Raw genomic sequence first — 15127 nt, 5'->3', positions numbered from 1 at the left:
AAACGAACGGTTGGTTATATTAAGGCAGGTCGTTGAAAAGGAGGCAGGCATGCCGCGTATCGCCAAATATACCAAAACCGGCATGGCTGAACGGCTGACGTTGGTTTTCAAGGCCTATGGTTATGAGGGTGCCAGTCTCTCAATGCTCGCTGACGCCGTTGGGCTTTCAAAAGCCAGCCTGTATCATCACTTCCCAGGCGGCAAGGTGGATATGGCGGCGCATGTGCTTGCCCACTCCGGGGCGCGGTTGCAGCGGTTTGTGCTTGCTCCACTGCTTGGTAAGGGCAGGGGGGCCGATCGCATCGGGCAGTCGCTTGAAGGCACCGCGCATTATTATGACGGCGATATGCCTATCTGTCTGATGAACAGCCTGCTTCTTGGTGAAGGGCGCGCGCATTTTGGTGCGCGTATCGAAGGCGCCGTCGCAGCCTGGACGGCCGGGTTGGCATCCGCGATGCGTGAGGCCGGGGGTGAGGAACCGGAGGCGTGGTCTCATATGGTGATCGAACGTGTTCAGGGTGCGTTGGTGCTGTGTCGGGTCAGGGGGCACCGTTGGCCGCTGGAGAGCTGTTTAGAAAACCTTGGGCAGGTGTAAGCCTTTTTCCTTGACGTTCGAGGCCATAGCGCCCACATGGAAGCTAAATCAAGAAGGATTTAGTCATGTTTATCGAAACTGAAGTTACGCCGAACCCGGACACACTCAAATTTTTGCCCGGTCGCACCGTGCTTGAGACGGGCACAGCCAACTTCTCGTCGCCGGACGGAGCAGACGCATCACCGCTTGCGGAAGCCATGTTCGCGCTTGACGGCGTGACTGGCGTTTTCCTTGGCTATGACTTTGTCACCATTACCAAACCGACCGAAATGGAGTGGTCTGACGTGAAACCTGGCGTGCTTGCCGGACTCATGCAGTTCTTCGCTTCCGGCGCGCTGGTGCTGTTGCACCCCGAGGGGCCTGCGGCCGCACTTGCGGTGGATGAAGACGATGCAGACGCAGACATCGCTGCGCAAATCAAAACACTGCTGGATGAGAAAATCCGCCCAGCGGTGGCGGGCGATGGCGGGGACATCATCTATCGTGGTTTTAAGGAGGGTGTGGTTTACCTGCAAATGCAGGGCGCGTGCTCCGGCTGCCCCAGCTCAACCATTACCCTGAAGCACGGTATTGAAAACTTGCTCAAATATTATGTGCCTGAAGTCGTGGATGTGCGCGCGGTGGAATAATGCGGTGCGTCAGTCCAGCGTACCACCCTTGACATAGAAAAACTGGCCCAGCCAGTACCAGCGTCCGCCACCTGCTGGCAATGTGCAGTTGATGCGTCCGCGTCCTTTCGGGAAAGGCGTGTCAAACCGTACTTCAATGCGGTCACCCGCCATACGGATCAATTCCGCCGGCTTGCCGGTGTGGCTTGGGTAACATGCGAGAGCCGAAACCCTGCGTACGCTTTCATCTACCGTGAAACCAAAAAGGGGTGGGTTGCGATCGTCGCTGAGCACCGGCTCAAGGGGGACGACGTCGCTTACTGGCAAAGCCATCGCCTGGCTGATCAGCTTAAAGCGGCTCATGTCGCCATAGCGTTCATTCACCGGAAACCGTGGTAGTGTATAGGGGTCGCTCCAGGTTGCAGCGGGACCGGAGACCTGGGCAAAGGCGGCTTCAAAACCCTCATCTTTTATCGCTGCCCGCAGTTTCTGATCATATTCCCCATAAGGATAGGCAAACAATGTCGGCACAGCGCCAAGCTCGGCTTCAAAACGGGCGCTTGCAGCTCGCACATCCGCCATCGCCGCGTCAAGCCCGGCGTCGATCATATGCAGGTGAGTATGGGTATGGTGCGCGATCTCGACACCGTCGTTTTTAAGCGAGCGCACATCGTCCCAGTTCATATAATTGCTGCTGGCATTATCCACAGCGTCGGTTGAGACAAACAATGTCATCGGCACACCTGCGGCTTTCAACCGTGGCCATGCTTCTGTCGCAACCGATTTGTAGGCGTCGTCCACGGTGATGGCGACGGTGCGTTCGGGCAGGCTTTTGTTGGCCTTCAGGCGCGCGACAACGTCGCCAAGGCGCATGAAGTGATAGCCGCCTTCCTGCATCATTTTGATCTGGGCTTCAAACTGTTCCAGCCGGATATTGGTACTGGGATAGTCGTTTTCGCCGAACCGGTGATAGAGCAGGACAACCGCCGACTGGTCCGCGAGCGCAGCGGCAGGCAGGGTGGAAAATATCAGCAATATACTTAGCAGGCGCGCGATGAATGTCATGGCAGTGTCCTTCTTTGTACCCTAGTCTTGCCTTGTTTGGTGCAAACTGGCAAGACGGGGCGCACCACCCACGCCACGACGGGTCGATAGGGCAGACCGATGAAAATCTTTGGCTTCAGCATTAATAAGGACACGCGGCAGCATGAGTATTCTGGCGATTGATACATGCGAGGGTAGCTGTTCGGCAGCGCTTGTCAACGCCGGTGGCGTGCTCGCCAGTCGTACGGAGGCCATCGGCCGCGGTCATGCCGAGCGCCTTCTGCCCATGCTGGATGAACTCTTTGACGAAGCAGGCCTAGGGTATGATGCTCTCACGCGTGTCGCGGTGACAACGGGGCCCGGCACCTTCACGGGACTTCGCATTGGCTTGTCGGTTGCGCGGGGGCTGGGGCTCTCGCTTGGTGTGCCGGTACTGGGCGTGACGAGTCTGATGGCGCTTGCCGCTGCCGTGCGTGAGCAGGGTAGCTGTGTGCATGCTGTCATCATGGGGCGTGGCGGTCAGGGCTTCCACCAAGCCTTCAGAATAGCGACGGATGGTCTTGCGCCGTCCCCCCTCTCGGATGCGCGCAGCATGGCGGGCGATGCGATCCATGCAGCCGTTTCATTGCGTCCGGGACATGTGGTTGGCAGCGGACGCACGCTCGCGGGTTGTGGGGAACCCGGTCTGCCGGTTGATCCCGTCGTGTTGGGCCGGCTTGCTGCCGGCCTGTCCCCGGCCGCTTACCCGCCGGAGCCAGCCTATTTGAGAGCCGCCGACGCCGTGAAGGCAAAAGCGCTGCTGCCGACGGAATAGCCCATGTTGACCATAATGAAGATGACCGACGTGCCTGACGACAGCGTTCTGGACCTTCTGGCGACTATTCATGCCCAGGCCTTTGCGCAGCAGGGTGACCGGGCGTGGCGGGCCGATGAATTTCTCTCTTTGGTTGAAATGCCGGGCGCCGGGGTTCTACTTGCTGTGGTGCAAGAGGAAATGGCCGGGTTTTTGTTGTATCGGTCAGCGGCAGATGAGGCGGAATTGATCACAATTGCTGTTTTACCCAACCAGCAAGGAAAAAGAATCGCGCTAAAATTGATTACAGACATGAGGGACAGGCTTGGCGCCATGAATGTTGCAAGAGTTTTCCTTGAGGTCCGGGAGGATAATGAGCGGGCAATTAAACTATATAAAGGTATCGGCTTTGAGATAACTGGTAAAAGACCACGATATTATCAAACTCAAAGTGGCAAACTTGTTGATGCACTATGTTTGTGTTTGATTTTAAACAACCCTTCGCATGCTAAAGAAAAATAAATAAAAACAGGTGTTATCTATTTACTTCAATTTTGAGTAAGGTTAACTGTACATAGCTATTTGTCTGTGATTCAGTTTTTATTCCGGCTGGGGGGGCTGGCGAGGTTGGCTCAAACGCAGTTTTTGAAATGATCTTGTGTCCAAGGGATTGGATCGACCGCACAAGTGGTTCATTTGAGGGAATATCCTCATAAATGATGGAGGTTGTGTCTCCGCTTGAAAGGCTGTCCAGATGGATTTTTGTTTTTACAAAGGCCATCGGGCAGAAGGCGCCGCGAAGGTCCAGGGGTTGTGAGAGATCCGACTTTGGCATGCCTGTCATCCTTTTGATGTGGAGCGCTTTGTATAATGTAGGTGGGTGCTGCGGAGAAGCGCAACATGAACCAGTTCCAGTTAAACCTGGTAAGCCGGACTGAGGGATATGGAGCAAGACAAAGTATTAAAAGAGGAGTTGCTGGCGTTGACTGTCGAAATAGTCGCGTCACACGTATCAAACAACTCCGTTGCAGTTGATGAACTACCAAACCTGATTGGGCAGATTTTCACCACACTTCGCGATTTGGGTAACAAGGGAACGATTGCTGAACAAGCACCGGAGCCCGTTGTCCCGATCAAAAAGTCCATTACACCGGATTATCTGATCTGCCTTGAGGATGGTAAAAAACTCAAGATGCTGAAACGTCATTTGAAGACACGCTATGACATGTCGCCGGACGACTATCGCGCGCGCTGGAATTTGCCTGCCGACTATCCGATGGTGGCGCCGAATTATGCCAAGCAACGGCGTGATCTGGCAAAGAAGATTGGTCTGGGGCGCGGTAAAAAGCGCTGATTCCACTTACCCCGCAGATAATGCACCGGCACGGTGCCCTCATTAAGGGCAGCTGTGCCTTGCGCTTGGCTATTCGCTGTGCCATCTTCCCAACATATTCCCAATTTAGAGAGACGAGGAGTGCCCGAGGGTCATGAATATGGATCATCCTAATATTGAAGACCTTTGTTTGGAAAAAGGCATGCGCATGACCGACCAGCGGCGGATTATCGCCAAGGTTTTGTCTGAGGCTGACGACCATCCTGACGTTGAAGAAGTATATCGTCGTTCAACGGCGATCGACTCCGGCATCAGTATCGCGACTGTTTATCGTACCGTGCGCCTTTTTGAAGAAGCTGGCATTCTTGAACGTCATGACTTCAGGGATGGTCGTTCGCGCTATGAACCGGTGTCTGACGAACATCATGACCATCTGATTAATGTGGAATCGGGTGAAGTGCTCGAGTTTCACAATGATGAAATAGAAAAGTTGCAAGAAGAGATAGCACGCAAGCTTGGTTACAAGCTGGTTGACCACCGGATGGAGCTGTATGGCGTGCCGATAAAAAAAGCAGAATAACGCGCCGCGCCCTCAGCGGTGTGACAATGCGGAGCAAAATGCATGGCGGAGGAATACGGCGGACTGAGGTCTAACCTTAGTGGTGAAGGGTGGACAATCCTGGGCATTGCCCGAACCTCGCTTGTGGTCGTTGCCTCCATTTTTATCCTGCCTGTCCAGTATTTCCTTGTGCGGTTCGTGCCAAAGGCCTGGTGGCCTCTTGCTGGCCTGTGGCACCGGACGATGTGCCGTATCCTTGGCATCGAAATACAAATTGTGGGCGCACCGCGCGACCATAAAGGCCCGGTGCTTTACGCCTGCAACCACATTTCGTGGCTCGATATCGTTGTGCTTGGCGGCCATCTTGAAAACGCCAGTTTTATTGCGAAGTCGGAAGTGGCTGGCTGGGGGCTCCTTGGGTCCCTGTGCAAACTGCATAAAACCATCTTCGTCAACCGCGAACGTCGCAGCGAAAGCGCCCGCCAACGCGACGCCCTGAGTGAAAGGGTGCGCGAGGGCCATAGCCTGATCCTCTTCCCTGAGGGTACGTCGACCGATGGTATGCGTGTGTCGCAGTTTAAATCCGCACTTTTTTCGGTTGCCGAGCGGGCGGACGAAGCCAGCGACCACCACCTGCTGATCCAGCCGGTCACACTCGCCTACACCGGCGTGAACGGTATGCCGCTCATCCGTTCCCAAAAGCCGGTTGTTGCCTGGCTGGGTGATGTTGAGCTGTTTGGTCACCTGCGCCAGTTGATGGGGCGCGCGCGACTTGAGGCCGTTATTGAATTTCATGCCCCGGTGACATTGGCGGAAGCCGGGTCGAGGAAGGCGCTTGCAAGCTATTGCGAGCGGGAAGTGCGTCGCGGACTTGAACGGGCGCATCGTGCCGAGCTGAAAATGGGCCCGCAGACCCACGCGCTATCGGCGCCGGAAGGTGAGACCCCTTTTGACCAGAGTCTTGGGACAATTTAATCCCTGCTTTCCGTCGTGCGCCCGGACGCCGCTGTTTTCTTGACTCTTGGGGCTTTGATGCTAGTCTCCGGCACCTTTTTGAGACATGGGCTATATGTAACATCATGTATGGCCAAAAGAGTGAACCCGCGAGGCCGCGGGACAGGAGCAGTGCGGTGAGTAAAAAAGTCTTCATCAAAACCTATGGCTGTCAGATGAATGTGTATGACAGCAAGCGGATGGCTGACGTTTTGAAACCTCATGGCTACTCGTCGACCGAAAGCGCGGAAGACGCCGACCTTGTGATCCTCAATACCTGCCACATTCGTGAAAAAGCGGCCGAGAAGGTTTATTCCGAAATTGGTCGCCTGCGCGCCGAGAAGGACGCCAAGGCAGCCGACGGTAAAAACATGTATATCGCGGTGGCGGGCTGTGTCGCACAGGCCGAAGGGCCGGAGATGATGAAACGCGCTCCAGCGATTGACATGGTGCTCGGTCCCCAGACCTACCACCGCCTGCCGGACATGCTGAAATCGGCTGAAGAGCAGCGCACCGGTGGCCGCATGTCGGCCCGTGTGCTGGATACCGAATTCCCGGTTGATACCAAGTTTGACTATCTGCCGACGGATGAGAGTGCCTTTGAAGGTGCCGCCGCTTTCCTGACCATTCAGGAAGGCTGTGACAAATTCTGTACCTTTTGTGTGGTGCCTTATACCCGTGGCGCGGAATATAGCCGCCCGGTGGCGGATATCGTGGATGAGGCCAGACGCTTGGTGGCACGGGGTGTCGTCGAAATCACGCTTCTCGGCCAAAACGTTAACGCGTTCCACGGTGATGACGGCAAGGGCGGTACCGCAACCCTTGGCGGGCTGATTGCTGAATTGGATAAAATCGACGGGCTTGGGCGCATCCGTTACACCACGTCGCACCCGCGTGATATGGATCAGGAGCTGATTGACGCGCACCGCAATATCGCGTCCTGCATGCCGTACCTGCACCTGCCGGTGCAAAGTGGCTCGGACCGTATTCTGGATGCGATGAACCGCAAGCACACCCGGGAAGAATATTTCCGTGTGATCGAGCGCCTGCGCGAATCACGCCCTGACCTTGCGCTCTCTTCCGATTTTATCGTTGGCTTCCCCGGCGAAACCGATCAGGATTTTGAAGACACGCTCGATCTTGTGCGCAGGGTAAAATATGCGCAAGCCTACAGCTTCAAATATAGTCCGCGTCCCGGCACGCCGGCTTCGGTCAGCGAAGAGCAGGTGCCCGAAGATGTGAAGTCAGACCGCCTCGCGCGACTGCAGGCGCTGTTGAACGAACATCAGCTTGAATTTAACGAAGCGTCGCTTGGTAAAGAGATGGACGTGCTGCTCGAGCGCGAAGGCAAGCGCGAGGGCCAGCTTCTTGGCCGCAGTCCTTATCTGCAATCCGTGCATGTCAATGTCGCAAATGCTGACAATGCGCTGGACGCGGCGGGTGATAAACCATACACTGACTATATGGGCAAACTGGTCCGGGTACGGATTGTTGAGGCCGGGCCACACAGTCTCAAAGGGGAACTTGTCAGGGCCCTGAATTAGGGGTGCATTCGCGCTCTGAAGGGCCGGCGAAAAGGAGCCGCAAACTGCACGATATGTATGCCAAGGCCAGCCACGCGCCCAAAGCTTCGGGCAACTCATCCCAGACCAGCCAACCCGCAAGAAGGGTGGTTGAATTCGACGACAACCGAACAGCCGCCATGGTATATGGCCAGCACGATAAGAACCTTGCGCGTATAGAACAGCGCCTGGGTGTCGTGATCATCAACCGTGGCAACCGTGTAGCGATTGAAGGCGCGCAGGAGCGCACAACCCTTGCCAAAAAAATTCTTGAAGACCTTTACCGCATCGCGGCTTCCGGTCAGCCGGTTGATATCGGTGAAGTGGACGGCGCCGTAAGGATGGCGGAAGGCGTGACAGGCCCCAGAAACGAAAGCATTACCACGCGCCCGGGCGGCAGCGCCGGCGGCGACAACGACAGGCTTAAAATCACTACCCGCAACCGGGTCGTGGCGCCGCGCTCTCCGGGCCAGGCGGATTATATCGCGAATCTCCTGAGCCACGAGATGGTCTTTGGTGTTGGCCCTGCGGGTACCGGTAAAACCTATCTGGCCGTTGCCATGGCTGTGGCACGCATGCTGGCGGGCGAGATTGACCGCATTGTCCTCTCCCGGCCCGCCGTGGAGGCAGGGGAAAACCTTGGTTTCCTGCCCGGCGACCTGCGCGACAAGGTCGACCCATACTTGCGACCCCTTTACGATGCTCTTTATGACATGATGCCCGCCGAACAGGTCGAAAAACGCATTGCCAGCGGGCAGATCGAGATTGCGCCGCTCGCTTATATGCGGGGACGCACGCTCGCGAACTCCTTTGTTATTCTGGACGAAGCGCAAAATACCACGCCCATGCAGATGAAAATGTTCCTCACCCGTTTTGGTGAAAACTCGCGGATGGCGATTTGCGGTGATATTACCCAGGTCGACCTGCCGCGCGGCACCCGCTCGGGGTTGCGGAACGCCCTTGATATTCTGCGCGGGGTTGAGGGTATCGCAGTGACAAAATTTACCCAGCGTGATGTGGTTCGCCACCCACTTGTGGGCCGTATTGTTGAAGCATATGGCGATGAAGACGGCCGCTAAGAGAGTGACATGAACGACGATCCTTCACCAAGTAGCATCGACCGGGAAACTGGCCCTGAGCTTCCCGGTCTCACCCTAGATTTTGACCAGCGTGACGACGGCCTCGGTGAAGAGGCCGCTGTGTTTCAAACTGTCAGCATGGCGGTTATCCACGCACTTCGGGCGTCCGCCCCCAAGGTGGCGGCGCCAATGGACATGTCTGTGATCATCACGGGCGCGGCTGAAAGCCAGGCGCTCAACTGCGATTACCGCGACAAGGACAAGCCGACCAACGTGCTGTCATTTCCCGCGCTTGAGCCTGATGAACTGGACGACGCTTTTCGATTTGCGCTGGCAGGCGGCCCGCCCGCCATGCTGGGTGACATGGTCATTTGTGTGCCCGTTGTACGTGAGGAAGCACAGGCGCAAAACAAACCGGCAGACCATCATTTGGCCCATTTATGTGTGCATGGGGTTTTACATTTGATGGGCTACGACCATATCGAAGATACGGAAGCAGAAGAAATGGAAGCGCTGGAGCGCGAAATATTGGCTGGCATGGGTATCCCAGACCCTTACCGGACACCGATGAACATGGACGAAGACGATGACTGACGAAGGCGTGAAGAACCAGGGTGGCTTCATGCGCTCACTCAAGGACATGCTGGGCATCCGCCCGAGCGAAACAACCTTGCGTGAAAGCCTTGAGGAAGCGCTGGTCGAGCATGAAGAGGAAACGCGTGGTCCTTCACTGGGGCAGGAAGAGCGCGAAATGCTTTTCAACGTGCTTGAATATGCCGCGCTTCGGGTGGACGATGTCATGGTCCCGCGGGCGGACATCGTTTCGGTCGCTCACGATATTTCATACAATGACCTCGTGCGTGTTTTTGCCGATGGTTCCCACTCGCGCATGCCGGTCTTTCGGGAAACACTGGATGACGTGATTGGCATGGTGCATGTCAAGGATGCCCTCAAGGTGGTGGCAGACGGCGTTGATCCGGCGATTTTCAGGATGGAGAGCATCCAGCGGCCAGTGCTTTTTGTGCCACCGTCGATGAAGGTGATCGACCTTCTAGCCAAAATGAAGGTGGCGCGCACTCATATGGCTGTCGTGGTGGACGAATATGGCGGCACGGACGGCCTTGTCACGGTAGAAGACATTGTCGAAGAAATTGTTGGTGAAATCGAGGACGAGCACGACGAGATCGAAGACCCTTATATCACCGCGCTGGATGACGGCGGTTATGACGCCGATGCCCGTATCGAGATTGAAGAGCTTGAGGAAGAGCTCGGTATCGACCTGCTGCCCGAGGAAGACGAGGAAGATGTCGACACGCTTGGCGGCCTGGTTTTCACTCTTGCTGGCTGCGTGCCGGAGATTGGCGAAGTGGTCAGCCATGAAAGCGGGTACCGGTTCGAGGTGGTGGACGCCGACCCGCGCCGCATCTATAAGGTCAGAATTCATGCGCCGGGCGGAGAACCGGCTGTGATGGAAGAGACAGCGGTCGAGAATGCAGGAAAATAATATATCGCAGGAAGCGCCGGTTTTGGCCGCGCCGGGGCGCCAACTCATAGGCCTGATGGCCTGGCTCGACAGCAAGGGGCGTTTTGGCCTGCCTGCCCTTGCCTTCCTTGTGGGCGTTGTCTTTTCGCGGGCTTTTGCGCCGGTAAACTTCTTCCCGGCGCTGTTTGTTGCCGTGCCCATGATGCTTCTGATGCTGGGGCAGGCACGGGGCAGGGCCGAGGCATTCGGCTTTGGCTGGTGGGCGGGCTTTGGTTTTTTCGCCGTGGGCCTGAACTGGATTGGGCATTCCTTTACCCAACAGCAGTCGATCCCGGCAATTCTCGCACCCTTTGCCGTGACAGCGCTGGCTGCGATTCTCGCGGTTTATATCGGCCTGGCTTTCTGGATGACCCATCAGTTGAGGGCGCGCGGTTTCCTGCGTGTCCTTGTGTTCGCAAGTACCTGGGTGCTGTTTGAAATGGCACGGGGCACGTGGTTTACCGGGTTCCCCTGGAACCTGGCGGGGACGGCGTGGGCAAATTGGCTGCCGGTGGCGCAGGTCAGCTATTATATTGGCGCCTATGGCCTCAGCTTCCTTACCTTTGTGGCGGCGGGCGCCATGGTATACCTGATTGACGGGACTATGGGGTGGCGACGCTTCGTAGCGCCGGTTGCTGGCGTGGTGGTATTCCTTGCGGTTGCGGCTTTTGGCTATATGCGCCTGTCGGAGGCGCAGACCAAATTTCATCTCGCCGTATCGCTTCGGCTTGTACAGGCCAATGTCAAGCAAAGTGAAAAGTGGCTCGCGCACCTGATCGAGGATCATTTCTCGACACATATGCAATTGTCGCGCGACGGCGATGAAGACGGCCGGGCGCGCGGTGTCCGGCTCCTGATCTGGCCGGAAACAGCCGTCCAGACCGAAAAGTTTGACCGCGAGGGATCATTGCACCGCTGGCGTATCTCGAAATTGCTGGACTATGGTTCGTTTGCGCTTGTTGGCGCGCCGCGGTTCACCGTGAAGGATGGCGAGGTTGATTTTTATAACAGCCTTTTTGCCATCAATGCGCAGGCCGATCTTTACGCGCGTTATGACAAGGCGCATCTGGTGCCGTTTGGCGAATATGTCCCGTTTGAGAAAACACTCAACAAATGGGGCATCAACCCGCTGACCGGGGCGCAGTCATGGACAAGTGGCGCTGGACCGAAAACCATTGAACTGCCGGGAATTCCAAGCTTTTCGCCGCTGATTTGCTATGAAATCGTCTTTCCAGGCCAGGTGACGTCGCCAGCCGACCGACCGGAATGGCTCCTGAATATTACCAATGATGCCTGGTTTGGCATGACCGAAGGGCCGTACCAGCATCTGGCACAGGCCAGAATGCGCGCGATTGAAGAGGGCTTGCCGCTGGTGCGGTCAGCCAGCACCGGTGTGAGCGCGGTGGTGGACCCTTACGGCAGGACGGTGCAGAGCCTTGGCCTTGGCCGCCAGGGGCTGGTGGAAAGCCCGCTGCCTCAAGCCATTGAGCCAGCGCCGCTTTCCAGCCGTCAGCGCTCTGCAATCATGGCGCTCCTGTGCGCCTTCATCCTGTTCGGCCGACTGGTTTTTGTCTGGCGAAAGTGAGCGAATTTTGGGCGGTATCTGTGCGGGATGTGCGCGGTGCCTGTGTGATATCTGCGCGACATCTGTGCCAAAAAACTTTGCTTTGACGCACAGTTCGGCTATAGGGGCCGCCATGACAAAAGATACCGACATTTCCGCCAGCGTTCCCGAGGGTTTTCATCTGCCCGAGCAGCGCTTTTTCGGCCGCCGCAAGGGCAAGCCGCTGTCGGGCCGCCAGCAATCCCTGATGGATGACTTCCTGCCGACCATCAGTGTCGAGGTCCCGGAAGGTGCGGCGGCGCAGATCGATCCCGGCCAACTGTTTGACGGCAAGGTCAGGGAGATCTGGCTTGAGATCGGTTTTGGCAAGGGTGAACATCTGGCATGGCAGGCTGGGCACCACCGCGATGTCGGCATCATCGGGTGCGAGCCCTACCTCAATGGCGTGGTCGGCCTGCTCAACCATATCGAGGACACTGACACCAGCAATATCCGTATCTACGGCGATGACGCGCGCCATGTGATCTGGAAGCTGCCGGACGCATCGGTTTCCCGCGTATTTCTGCTGCATCCCGACCCATGGCCCAAGGTGCGCCATGCGCGCCGGCGGTTCGTGAACCGCCATAACCTTGATGACCTTGCGCGAATCATGAAAGACGGCGCCGAACTCAGGATTGGCACCGACCACCCGGTCTACCGCGAATGGACCATGGTGCAGATGAGCCTGCGTGACGATTTTGAGTGGCTGGCCGAAGGGCCGGAAGACTGGCTGAACCGGCCGGACGACTGGCCTGAGACGCGCTATGAAGTGAAAGCGCTGGAAGGTCATGCCACCTACTTTCGCTTCCGCCGGTTGCCGCGCGACTGAGCCCACACCGGCCACATACCCCAAAAACGACTCGGGTGTTTCACATGAAACCGGGGTGCTTGGCCGCACCCGCGCGGAAATCCTGTATTTCGGGCTTGCGAGGCTTGCCACTTGGCGGTATATAGGGGCCGCTTCTCCTAGATGAATGGTCAACTTTCACAGGAGTGGGGAATACCCCACTGCCCGCGATGACCCACATCCAGAGCGATTTTTCGTCGGGATGTCATCAAGGGGGCCGATGTTTTTGAGTATGGGTTTTGAGTATGGGGCGACAAGCCCTGCCCCGGCCTCGAGAGAAGTGAATGAAAGGACGGATTGGTGAGCGACGCTGCCAATAACATTGCTGAGATCATTGAACCGACTGTGTCTGCACTCGGTTACGAGCTTATTCGCGTGACCTATGGTGGCGGGCGCAAGCCAACGCTGCAGATCATGGCGGAAAAGCCCGACGGCACCATGGGTGTCGAGGATTGCGCAAAACTGTCCCGCGAGCTTTCGCTCATTCTTGATGTGGAAGACCCGCTGCCGGGAGAGTATCTTCTTGAAGTAAGCTCCCCCGGTATTGACCGGCCGCTGACGCGGCCAAAGGATTTTGAGCGCTGGATTGGCTTTGATGCCAAGGTGGAGCTTGAGGCCCAGCTTGACGGTCGTCGTCGTTTCCGTGGTCGGCTGACCGCGTTTGATGGCGAGACGCTCAAGATTGAAACGGACGACGAAGGTGTGGTGGCGCTGGCTTACGGCGAGATCGCCAAGGCCAAGCTTCTGCTGACTGATGAACTTCTCGAGGCGGTGCAAAAAGAAGCCGCAGCGAGAAATGGTAATGCTCAGGCCGCGGACGACGCTTAGTCGCCGTGGGTGAATAAAGTTTTAGCAAGGCGCTTTCACCAGCTATGTGTGGTGACCTTGCCCTGAAACGACGGAGTGATTGTGATGGCTGCTGCTGTCAGTGCAAACAGGTTGGAACTGCTGCAAATTGCAGATCTCGTGGCGCGCGAGAAATCGATCGACAAGGACATCGTTCTCGAAGCGATGGAAGAGGCGATCCAGAAGGCCGCGCGGTCCCGCTATGGTGCGGAAAACGAGATCAGGGCGCAGATCGACAAAAATACCGGTGACATCCGTCTTTTCCGGGTTCTTGAGGTCGTGGAAGAGGTTGAGGAACCAGCGGTTCAGATCAGCCTTGACGACGCTCGTCATGACAAGGCAGACGCCGAGGTTGGCGATTATCTGGCCTCAAGCCTGCCGCCGATGGACTTTGGCCGCATCGCCGCACAGACCGCCAAGCAGGTGATCGTGCAGAAGGTGCGTGATGCCGAGCGTCAGCGCCAGTATGATGAATACAAGGACAAGGTCAGCGAAGTTGTCACTGGTGTGGTCAAGCGCGTTGAATATGGCAATGTGATCGTGGACCTGGGCCGCGCGGAAGCCATCATGCGCCGTGATCAGGTGATCCCGCGTGAACATATCCGCCAGAACGAACGTATCCGCGGCTTCATCTATGAAGTGCGCCGCGAAAACCGTGGCCCGCAGATTTTCATGTCGCGCACCAAGCCTGATTTCATGGCCGCGCTGTTTGCGCAGGAAGTGCCGGAAATTTACGACGGTATCATCGAGATTCGCTCCGTGGCCCGTGACCCGGGCAGCCGCGCCAAGATCGCCGTGCTATCGAACGATGGCTCGATCGACCCTGTGGGCGCCTGCGTTGGTATGCGTGGCAGCCGCGTGCAGGCGGTTGTGAACGAGCTTCAGGGCGAGAAGATCGACATCATTCCATGGTCGGGTGACGTGGCGTCCTTCATTGTGAATGCGCTGCAACCGGCTGAAGTCTCGAAGGTGGTGCTGGACGAAGAACGCTCGCGCGTTGAAGTTGTTGTGCCGGATGACCAGCTGTCGCTGGCGATCGGTCGTCGTGGCCAGAACGTGCGGCTGGCATCCCAGCTTACCGGCTGGACAATCGATATCATGACGGAAGCGGAAGAAAGCGAACGTCGCCAGGAAGAATTCATGACGCAAAGCAAGCGTTTTGTTGAAGCCCTTGATGTTGACGACACGCTTGCCCATCTGTTGGTTGCGGAAGGGTTCACAGAAGTCGAGGAAATCGGCTATGTTGAACCTGAAGAGCTGCTGGCAGTTGAAGGCTTTGATGACGGCCTTGTAGAAGAACTGCAACGCCGTGCCCGCGACTTCCTTGAAGCAGAAGCCCGCGCCGCTGACGAAAAGCGGATCGAGCTTGGCGTTGAAGATGAGCTGGCCGACGTTGAAGGCCTGTCGCCGCAGATGCTGGTGGCGCTTGGTGAAGCCGAGGTGAAAACCCTTGAAGACTTTGCTGGCTGTGCTGCCGACGAACTGACCAGCAAAGACGACGGTATTCTGAAGGCTTTTGGCCTGGCGGAAGATGTTGCGAGCGACATGATCATGTCCGCCCGTGTCGTTCTTGGCTGGATCTCGGCTGAAGAAGCCTTTGGTCATCGCGAAGAAGCGGCTGACGAAGGTGAAGAAGCTACCGTCGCGGAAGAGGGTGCTGAAGAAGCCCCGGTTGATGTGGCTGCTGCCGCCGAGACGGCGGAAGAAGGAAAAGAGTAATTCCTTCCGCACCGCAAGAGAGCA

Annotated in this window: 17 protein-coding genes; 15 read left to right on the top strand and 2 right to left on the bottom strand. The window is 56.9% G+C overall.

All coding sequences use genetic code 11. The features are described from left to right. Positions 1–49: 49 nt before the first annotated feature. Both OEU85_RS14380 and OEU85_RS18580 read left to right on the top strand, forming a co-directional pair. Positions 50–595, top strand: coding sequence for a TetR/AcrR family transcriptional regulator (locus tag OEU85_RS14380; protein ID WP_262692203.1), 546 nt, complete (start codon positions 50–52; stop codon positions 593–595). Positions 596–660: 65 nt separating this feature from the next. Beyond that, on the top strand, positions 661–1224 hold the full coding sequence (locus OEU85_RS18580) for a NifU family protein (protein WP_317277430.1): 564 nt from the start codon (positions 661–663) through the stop codon (positions 1222–1224). A gap of 9 nt (positions 1225–1233) precedes the next feature. Here the strand turns inward: OEU85_RS18580 and OEU85_RS14365 are convergent, their stop codons facing one another. Beyond that, positions 1234–2268: a polysaccharide deacetylase family protein gene (locus OEU85_RS14365; protein WP_262692202.1), complete on the bottom strand. Its 1035-nt coding sequence runs from the start codon at positions 2266–2268 to the stop codon at positions 1234–1236. A 142-nt stretch (positions 2269–2410) separates the two neighbouring features. Here OEU85_RS14365 and tsaB point away from each other — a divergent pair, with 142 nt between their 5' ends. Then, on the top strand, positions 2411–3061 hold the full coding sequence (tsaB, locus tag OEU85_RS14360) for a tRNA (adenosine(37)-N6)-threonylcarbamoyltransferase complex dimerization subunit type 1 TsaB (RefSeq protein WP_262692200.1): 651 nt from the start codon (positions 2411–2413) through the stop codon (positions 3059–3061). Between the two features lie 3 nt (positions 3062–3064). Then, on the top strand, positions 3065–3562 hold the full coding sequence (rimI, locus tag OEU85_RS14355) for a ribosomal protein S18-alanine N-acetyltransferase (protein WP_262692199.1): 498 nt from the start codon (positions 3065–3067) through the stop codon (positions 3560–3562). Positions 3563–3575: 13 nt separating this feature from the next. Here the strand turns inward: rimI and OEU85_RS14350 are convergent, their stop codons facing one another. Continuing rightward, entirely contained in the window at positions 3576–3875 is a 300-nt protein-coding gene (locus OEU85_RS14350; RefSeq protein WP_262692198.1) for a sulfurtransferase TusA family protein, read from the bottom strand. 108 nt (positions 3876–3983) lie between these two features. Between OEU85_RS14350 and OEU85_RS14345 the strand changes: the two genes are divergently transcribed. The 11 genes from OEU85_RS14345 to nusA all read left to right on the top strand — a co-directional run bounded on the left by OEU85_RS14345 (position 3984) and on the right by nusA (position 15103). Next, a complete protein-coding gene (locus OEU85_RS14345; protein WP_262692197.1) occupies positions 3984–4394 on the top strand; it encodes a MucR family transcriptional regulator in 411 nt (136 codons plus the stop codon). A 133-nt stretch (positions 4395–4527) separates the two neighbouring features. Further along, positions 4528–4953, top strand: coding sequence for a Fur family transcriptional regulator (locus tag OEU85_RS14340; RefSeq protein ID WP_262692196.1), 426 nt, complete (start codon positions 4528–4530; stop codon positions 4951–4953). Between the two features lie 42 nt (positions 4954–4995). Then, positions 4996–5907 (top strand): lysophospholipid acyltransferase family protein, encoded by a 912-nt coding sequence (locus OEU85_RS14335; protein ID WP_262692195.1) that lies wholly within the window; start codon positions 4996–4998, stop codon positions 5905–5907. A gap of 104 nt (positions 5908–6011) precedes the next feature. Beyond that, complete coding sequence (gene miaB, locus OEU85_RS14330; protein WP_394805424.1) at positions 6012–7469, top strand: tRNA (N6-isopentenyl adenosine(37)-C2)-methylthiotransferase MiaB; 1458 nt, start codon at positions 6012–6014, stop codon at positions 7467–7469. Positions 7470–7522: 53 nt separating this feature from the next. Beyond that, the gene (locus tag OEU85_RS14325) at positions 7523–8566 is read left to right on the top strand and encodes a PhoH family protein (RefSeq protein ID WP_394805423.1); all 1044 of its coding nucleotides are present in this window, start codon (positions 7523–7525) and stop codon (positions 8564–8566) included. Positions 8567–8704: 138 nt separating this feature from the next. Next, positions 8705–9160: an rRNA maturation RNase YbeY gene (ybeY, locus tag OEU85_RS14320; RefSeq protein WP_394805432.1), complete on the top strand. Its 456-nt coding sequence runs from the start codon at positions 8705–8707 to the stop codon at positions 9158–9160. Then, the gene (locus OEU85_RS14315) at positions 9153–10070 is read left to right on the top strand and encodes a hemolysin family protein (RefSeq protein ID WP_262692191.1); all 918 of its coding nucleotides are present in this window, start codon (positions 9153–9155) and stop codon (positions 10068–10070) included. Before ybeY ends, OEU85_RS14315 begins: the two co-directional genes overlap by 8 nt. Continuing rightward, positions 10057–11673 (top strand): apolipoprotein N-acyltransferase, encoded by a 1617-nt coding sequence (lnt, locus tag OEU85_RS14310; RefSeq protein WP_262692190.1) that lies wholly within the window; start codon positions 10057–10059, stop codon positions 11671–11673. The genes OEU85_RS14315 and lnt overlap by 14 nt, the downstream gene beginning before the upstream one ends. A gap of 112 nt (positions 11674–11785) precedes the next feature. After that, positions 11786–12520: a tRNA (guanine(46)-N(7))-methyltransferase TrmB gene (gene trmB / locus OEU85_RS14305; RefSeq protein WP_262692189.1), complete on the top strand. Its 735-nt coding sequence runs from the start codon at positions 11786–11788 to the stop codon at positions 12518–12520. A 318-nt stretch (positions 12521–12838) separates the two neighbouring features. Beyond that, positions 12839–13366, top strand: a complete 528-nt coding sequence (gene rimP, locus OEU85_RS14300; protein WP_262692188.1) for a ribosome maturation factor RimP — start codon at positions 12839–12841, stop codon at positions 13364–13366. 84 nt (positions 13367–13450) lie between these two features. Next, positions 13451–15103 carry a transcription termination factor NusA gene (gene nusA, locus OEU85_RS14295; RefSeq protein WP_262692187.1) on the top strand — a complete coding sequence of 551 codons (1653 nt, stop codon included), beginning with the start codon at positions 13451–13453 and terminating at the stop codon, positions 15101–15103. The last annotated feature ends 24 nt before the right edge of the window (positions 15104–15127 follow it).

Source organism: Kordiimonas aestuarii (genome assembly GCF_025574465.1).
Lineage (GTDB): Bacteria > Pseudomonadota > Alphaproteobacteria > Sphingomonadales > Kordiimonadaceae > Kordiimonas > Kordiimonas aestuarii.
Note: the sequence above shows the minus strand (reverse complement) of the source record. Positions and strands in the feature narration are given on the sequence as shown.

Bases quoted from the DNA above. Each gene is read 5' to 3' on its own strand.
- OEU85_RS14380 (WP_262692203.1), top strand. From the start codon at position 50: ATGCCGCGTATCGCCAAATATACCAAAACCGGCATGGCTGAACGGCTG.
- OEU85_RS18580 (WP_317277430.1), top strand. From the start codon at position 661: ATGTTTATCGAAACTGAAGTTACGCCGAACCCGGACACACTCAAATTT.
- OEU85_RS14365 (WP_262692202.1), bottom strand. From the start codon at position 2,268: ATGACATTCATCGCGCGCCTGCTAAGTATATTGCTGATATTTTCCACC.
- tsaB (WP_262692200.1), top strand. From the start codon at position 2,411: ATGAGTATTCTGGCGATTGATACATGCGAGGGTAGCTGTTCGGCAGCG.
- rimI (WP_262692199.1), top strand. From the start codon at position 3,065: ATGTTGACCATAATGAAGATGACCGACGTGCCTGACGACAGCGTTCTG.
- OEU85_RS14350 (WP_262692198.1), bottom strand. From the start codon at position 3,875: ATGCCAAAGTCGGATCTCTCACAACCCCTGGACCTTCGCGGCGCCTTC.
- OEU85_RS14345 (WP_262692197.1), top strand. From the start codon at position 3,984: ATGGAGCAAGACAAAGTATTAAAAGAGGAGTTGCTGGCGTTGACTGTC.
- OEU85_RS14340 (WP_262692196.1), top strand. From the start codon at position 4,528: ATGAATATGGATCATCCTAATATTGAAGACCTTTGTTTGGAAAAAGGC.
- OEU85_RS14335 (WP_262692195.1), top strand. From the start codon at position 4,996: ATGGCGGAGGAATACGGCGGACTGAGGTCTAACCTTAGTGGTGAAGGG.
- miaB (WP_394805424.1), top strand. From the start codon at position 6,012: ATGTATGGCCAAAAGAGTGAACCCGCGAGGCCGCGGGACAGGAGCAGT.
- OEU85_RS14325 (WP_394805423.1), top strand. From the start codon at position 7,523: ATGTATGCCAAGGCCAGCCACGCGCCCAAAGCTTCGGGCAACTCATCC.
- ybeY (WP_394805432.1), top strand. From the start codon at position 8,705: ATGGCGGTTATCCACGCACTTCGGGCGTCCGCCCCCAAGGTGGCGGCG.
- OEU85_RS14315 (WP_262692191.1), top strand. From the start codon at position 9,153: ATGACTGACGAAGGCGTGAAGAACCAGGGTGGCTTCATGCGCTCACTC.
- lnt (WP_262692190.1), top strand. From the start codon at position 10,057: ATGCAGGAAAATAATATATCGCAGGAAGCGCCGGTTTTGGCCGCGCCG.
- trmB (WP_262692189.1), top strand. From the start codon at position 11,786: ATGACAAAAGATACCGACATTTCCGCCAGCGTTCCCGAGGGTTTTCAT.
- nusA (WP_262692187.1), top strand. From the start codon at position 13,451: ATGGCTGCTGCTGTCAGTGCAAACAGGTTGGAACTGCTGCAAATTGCA.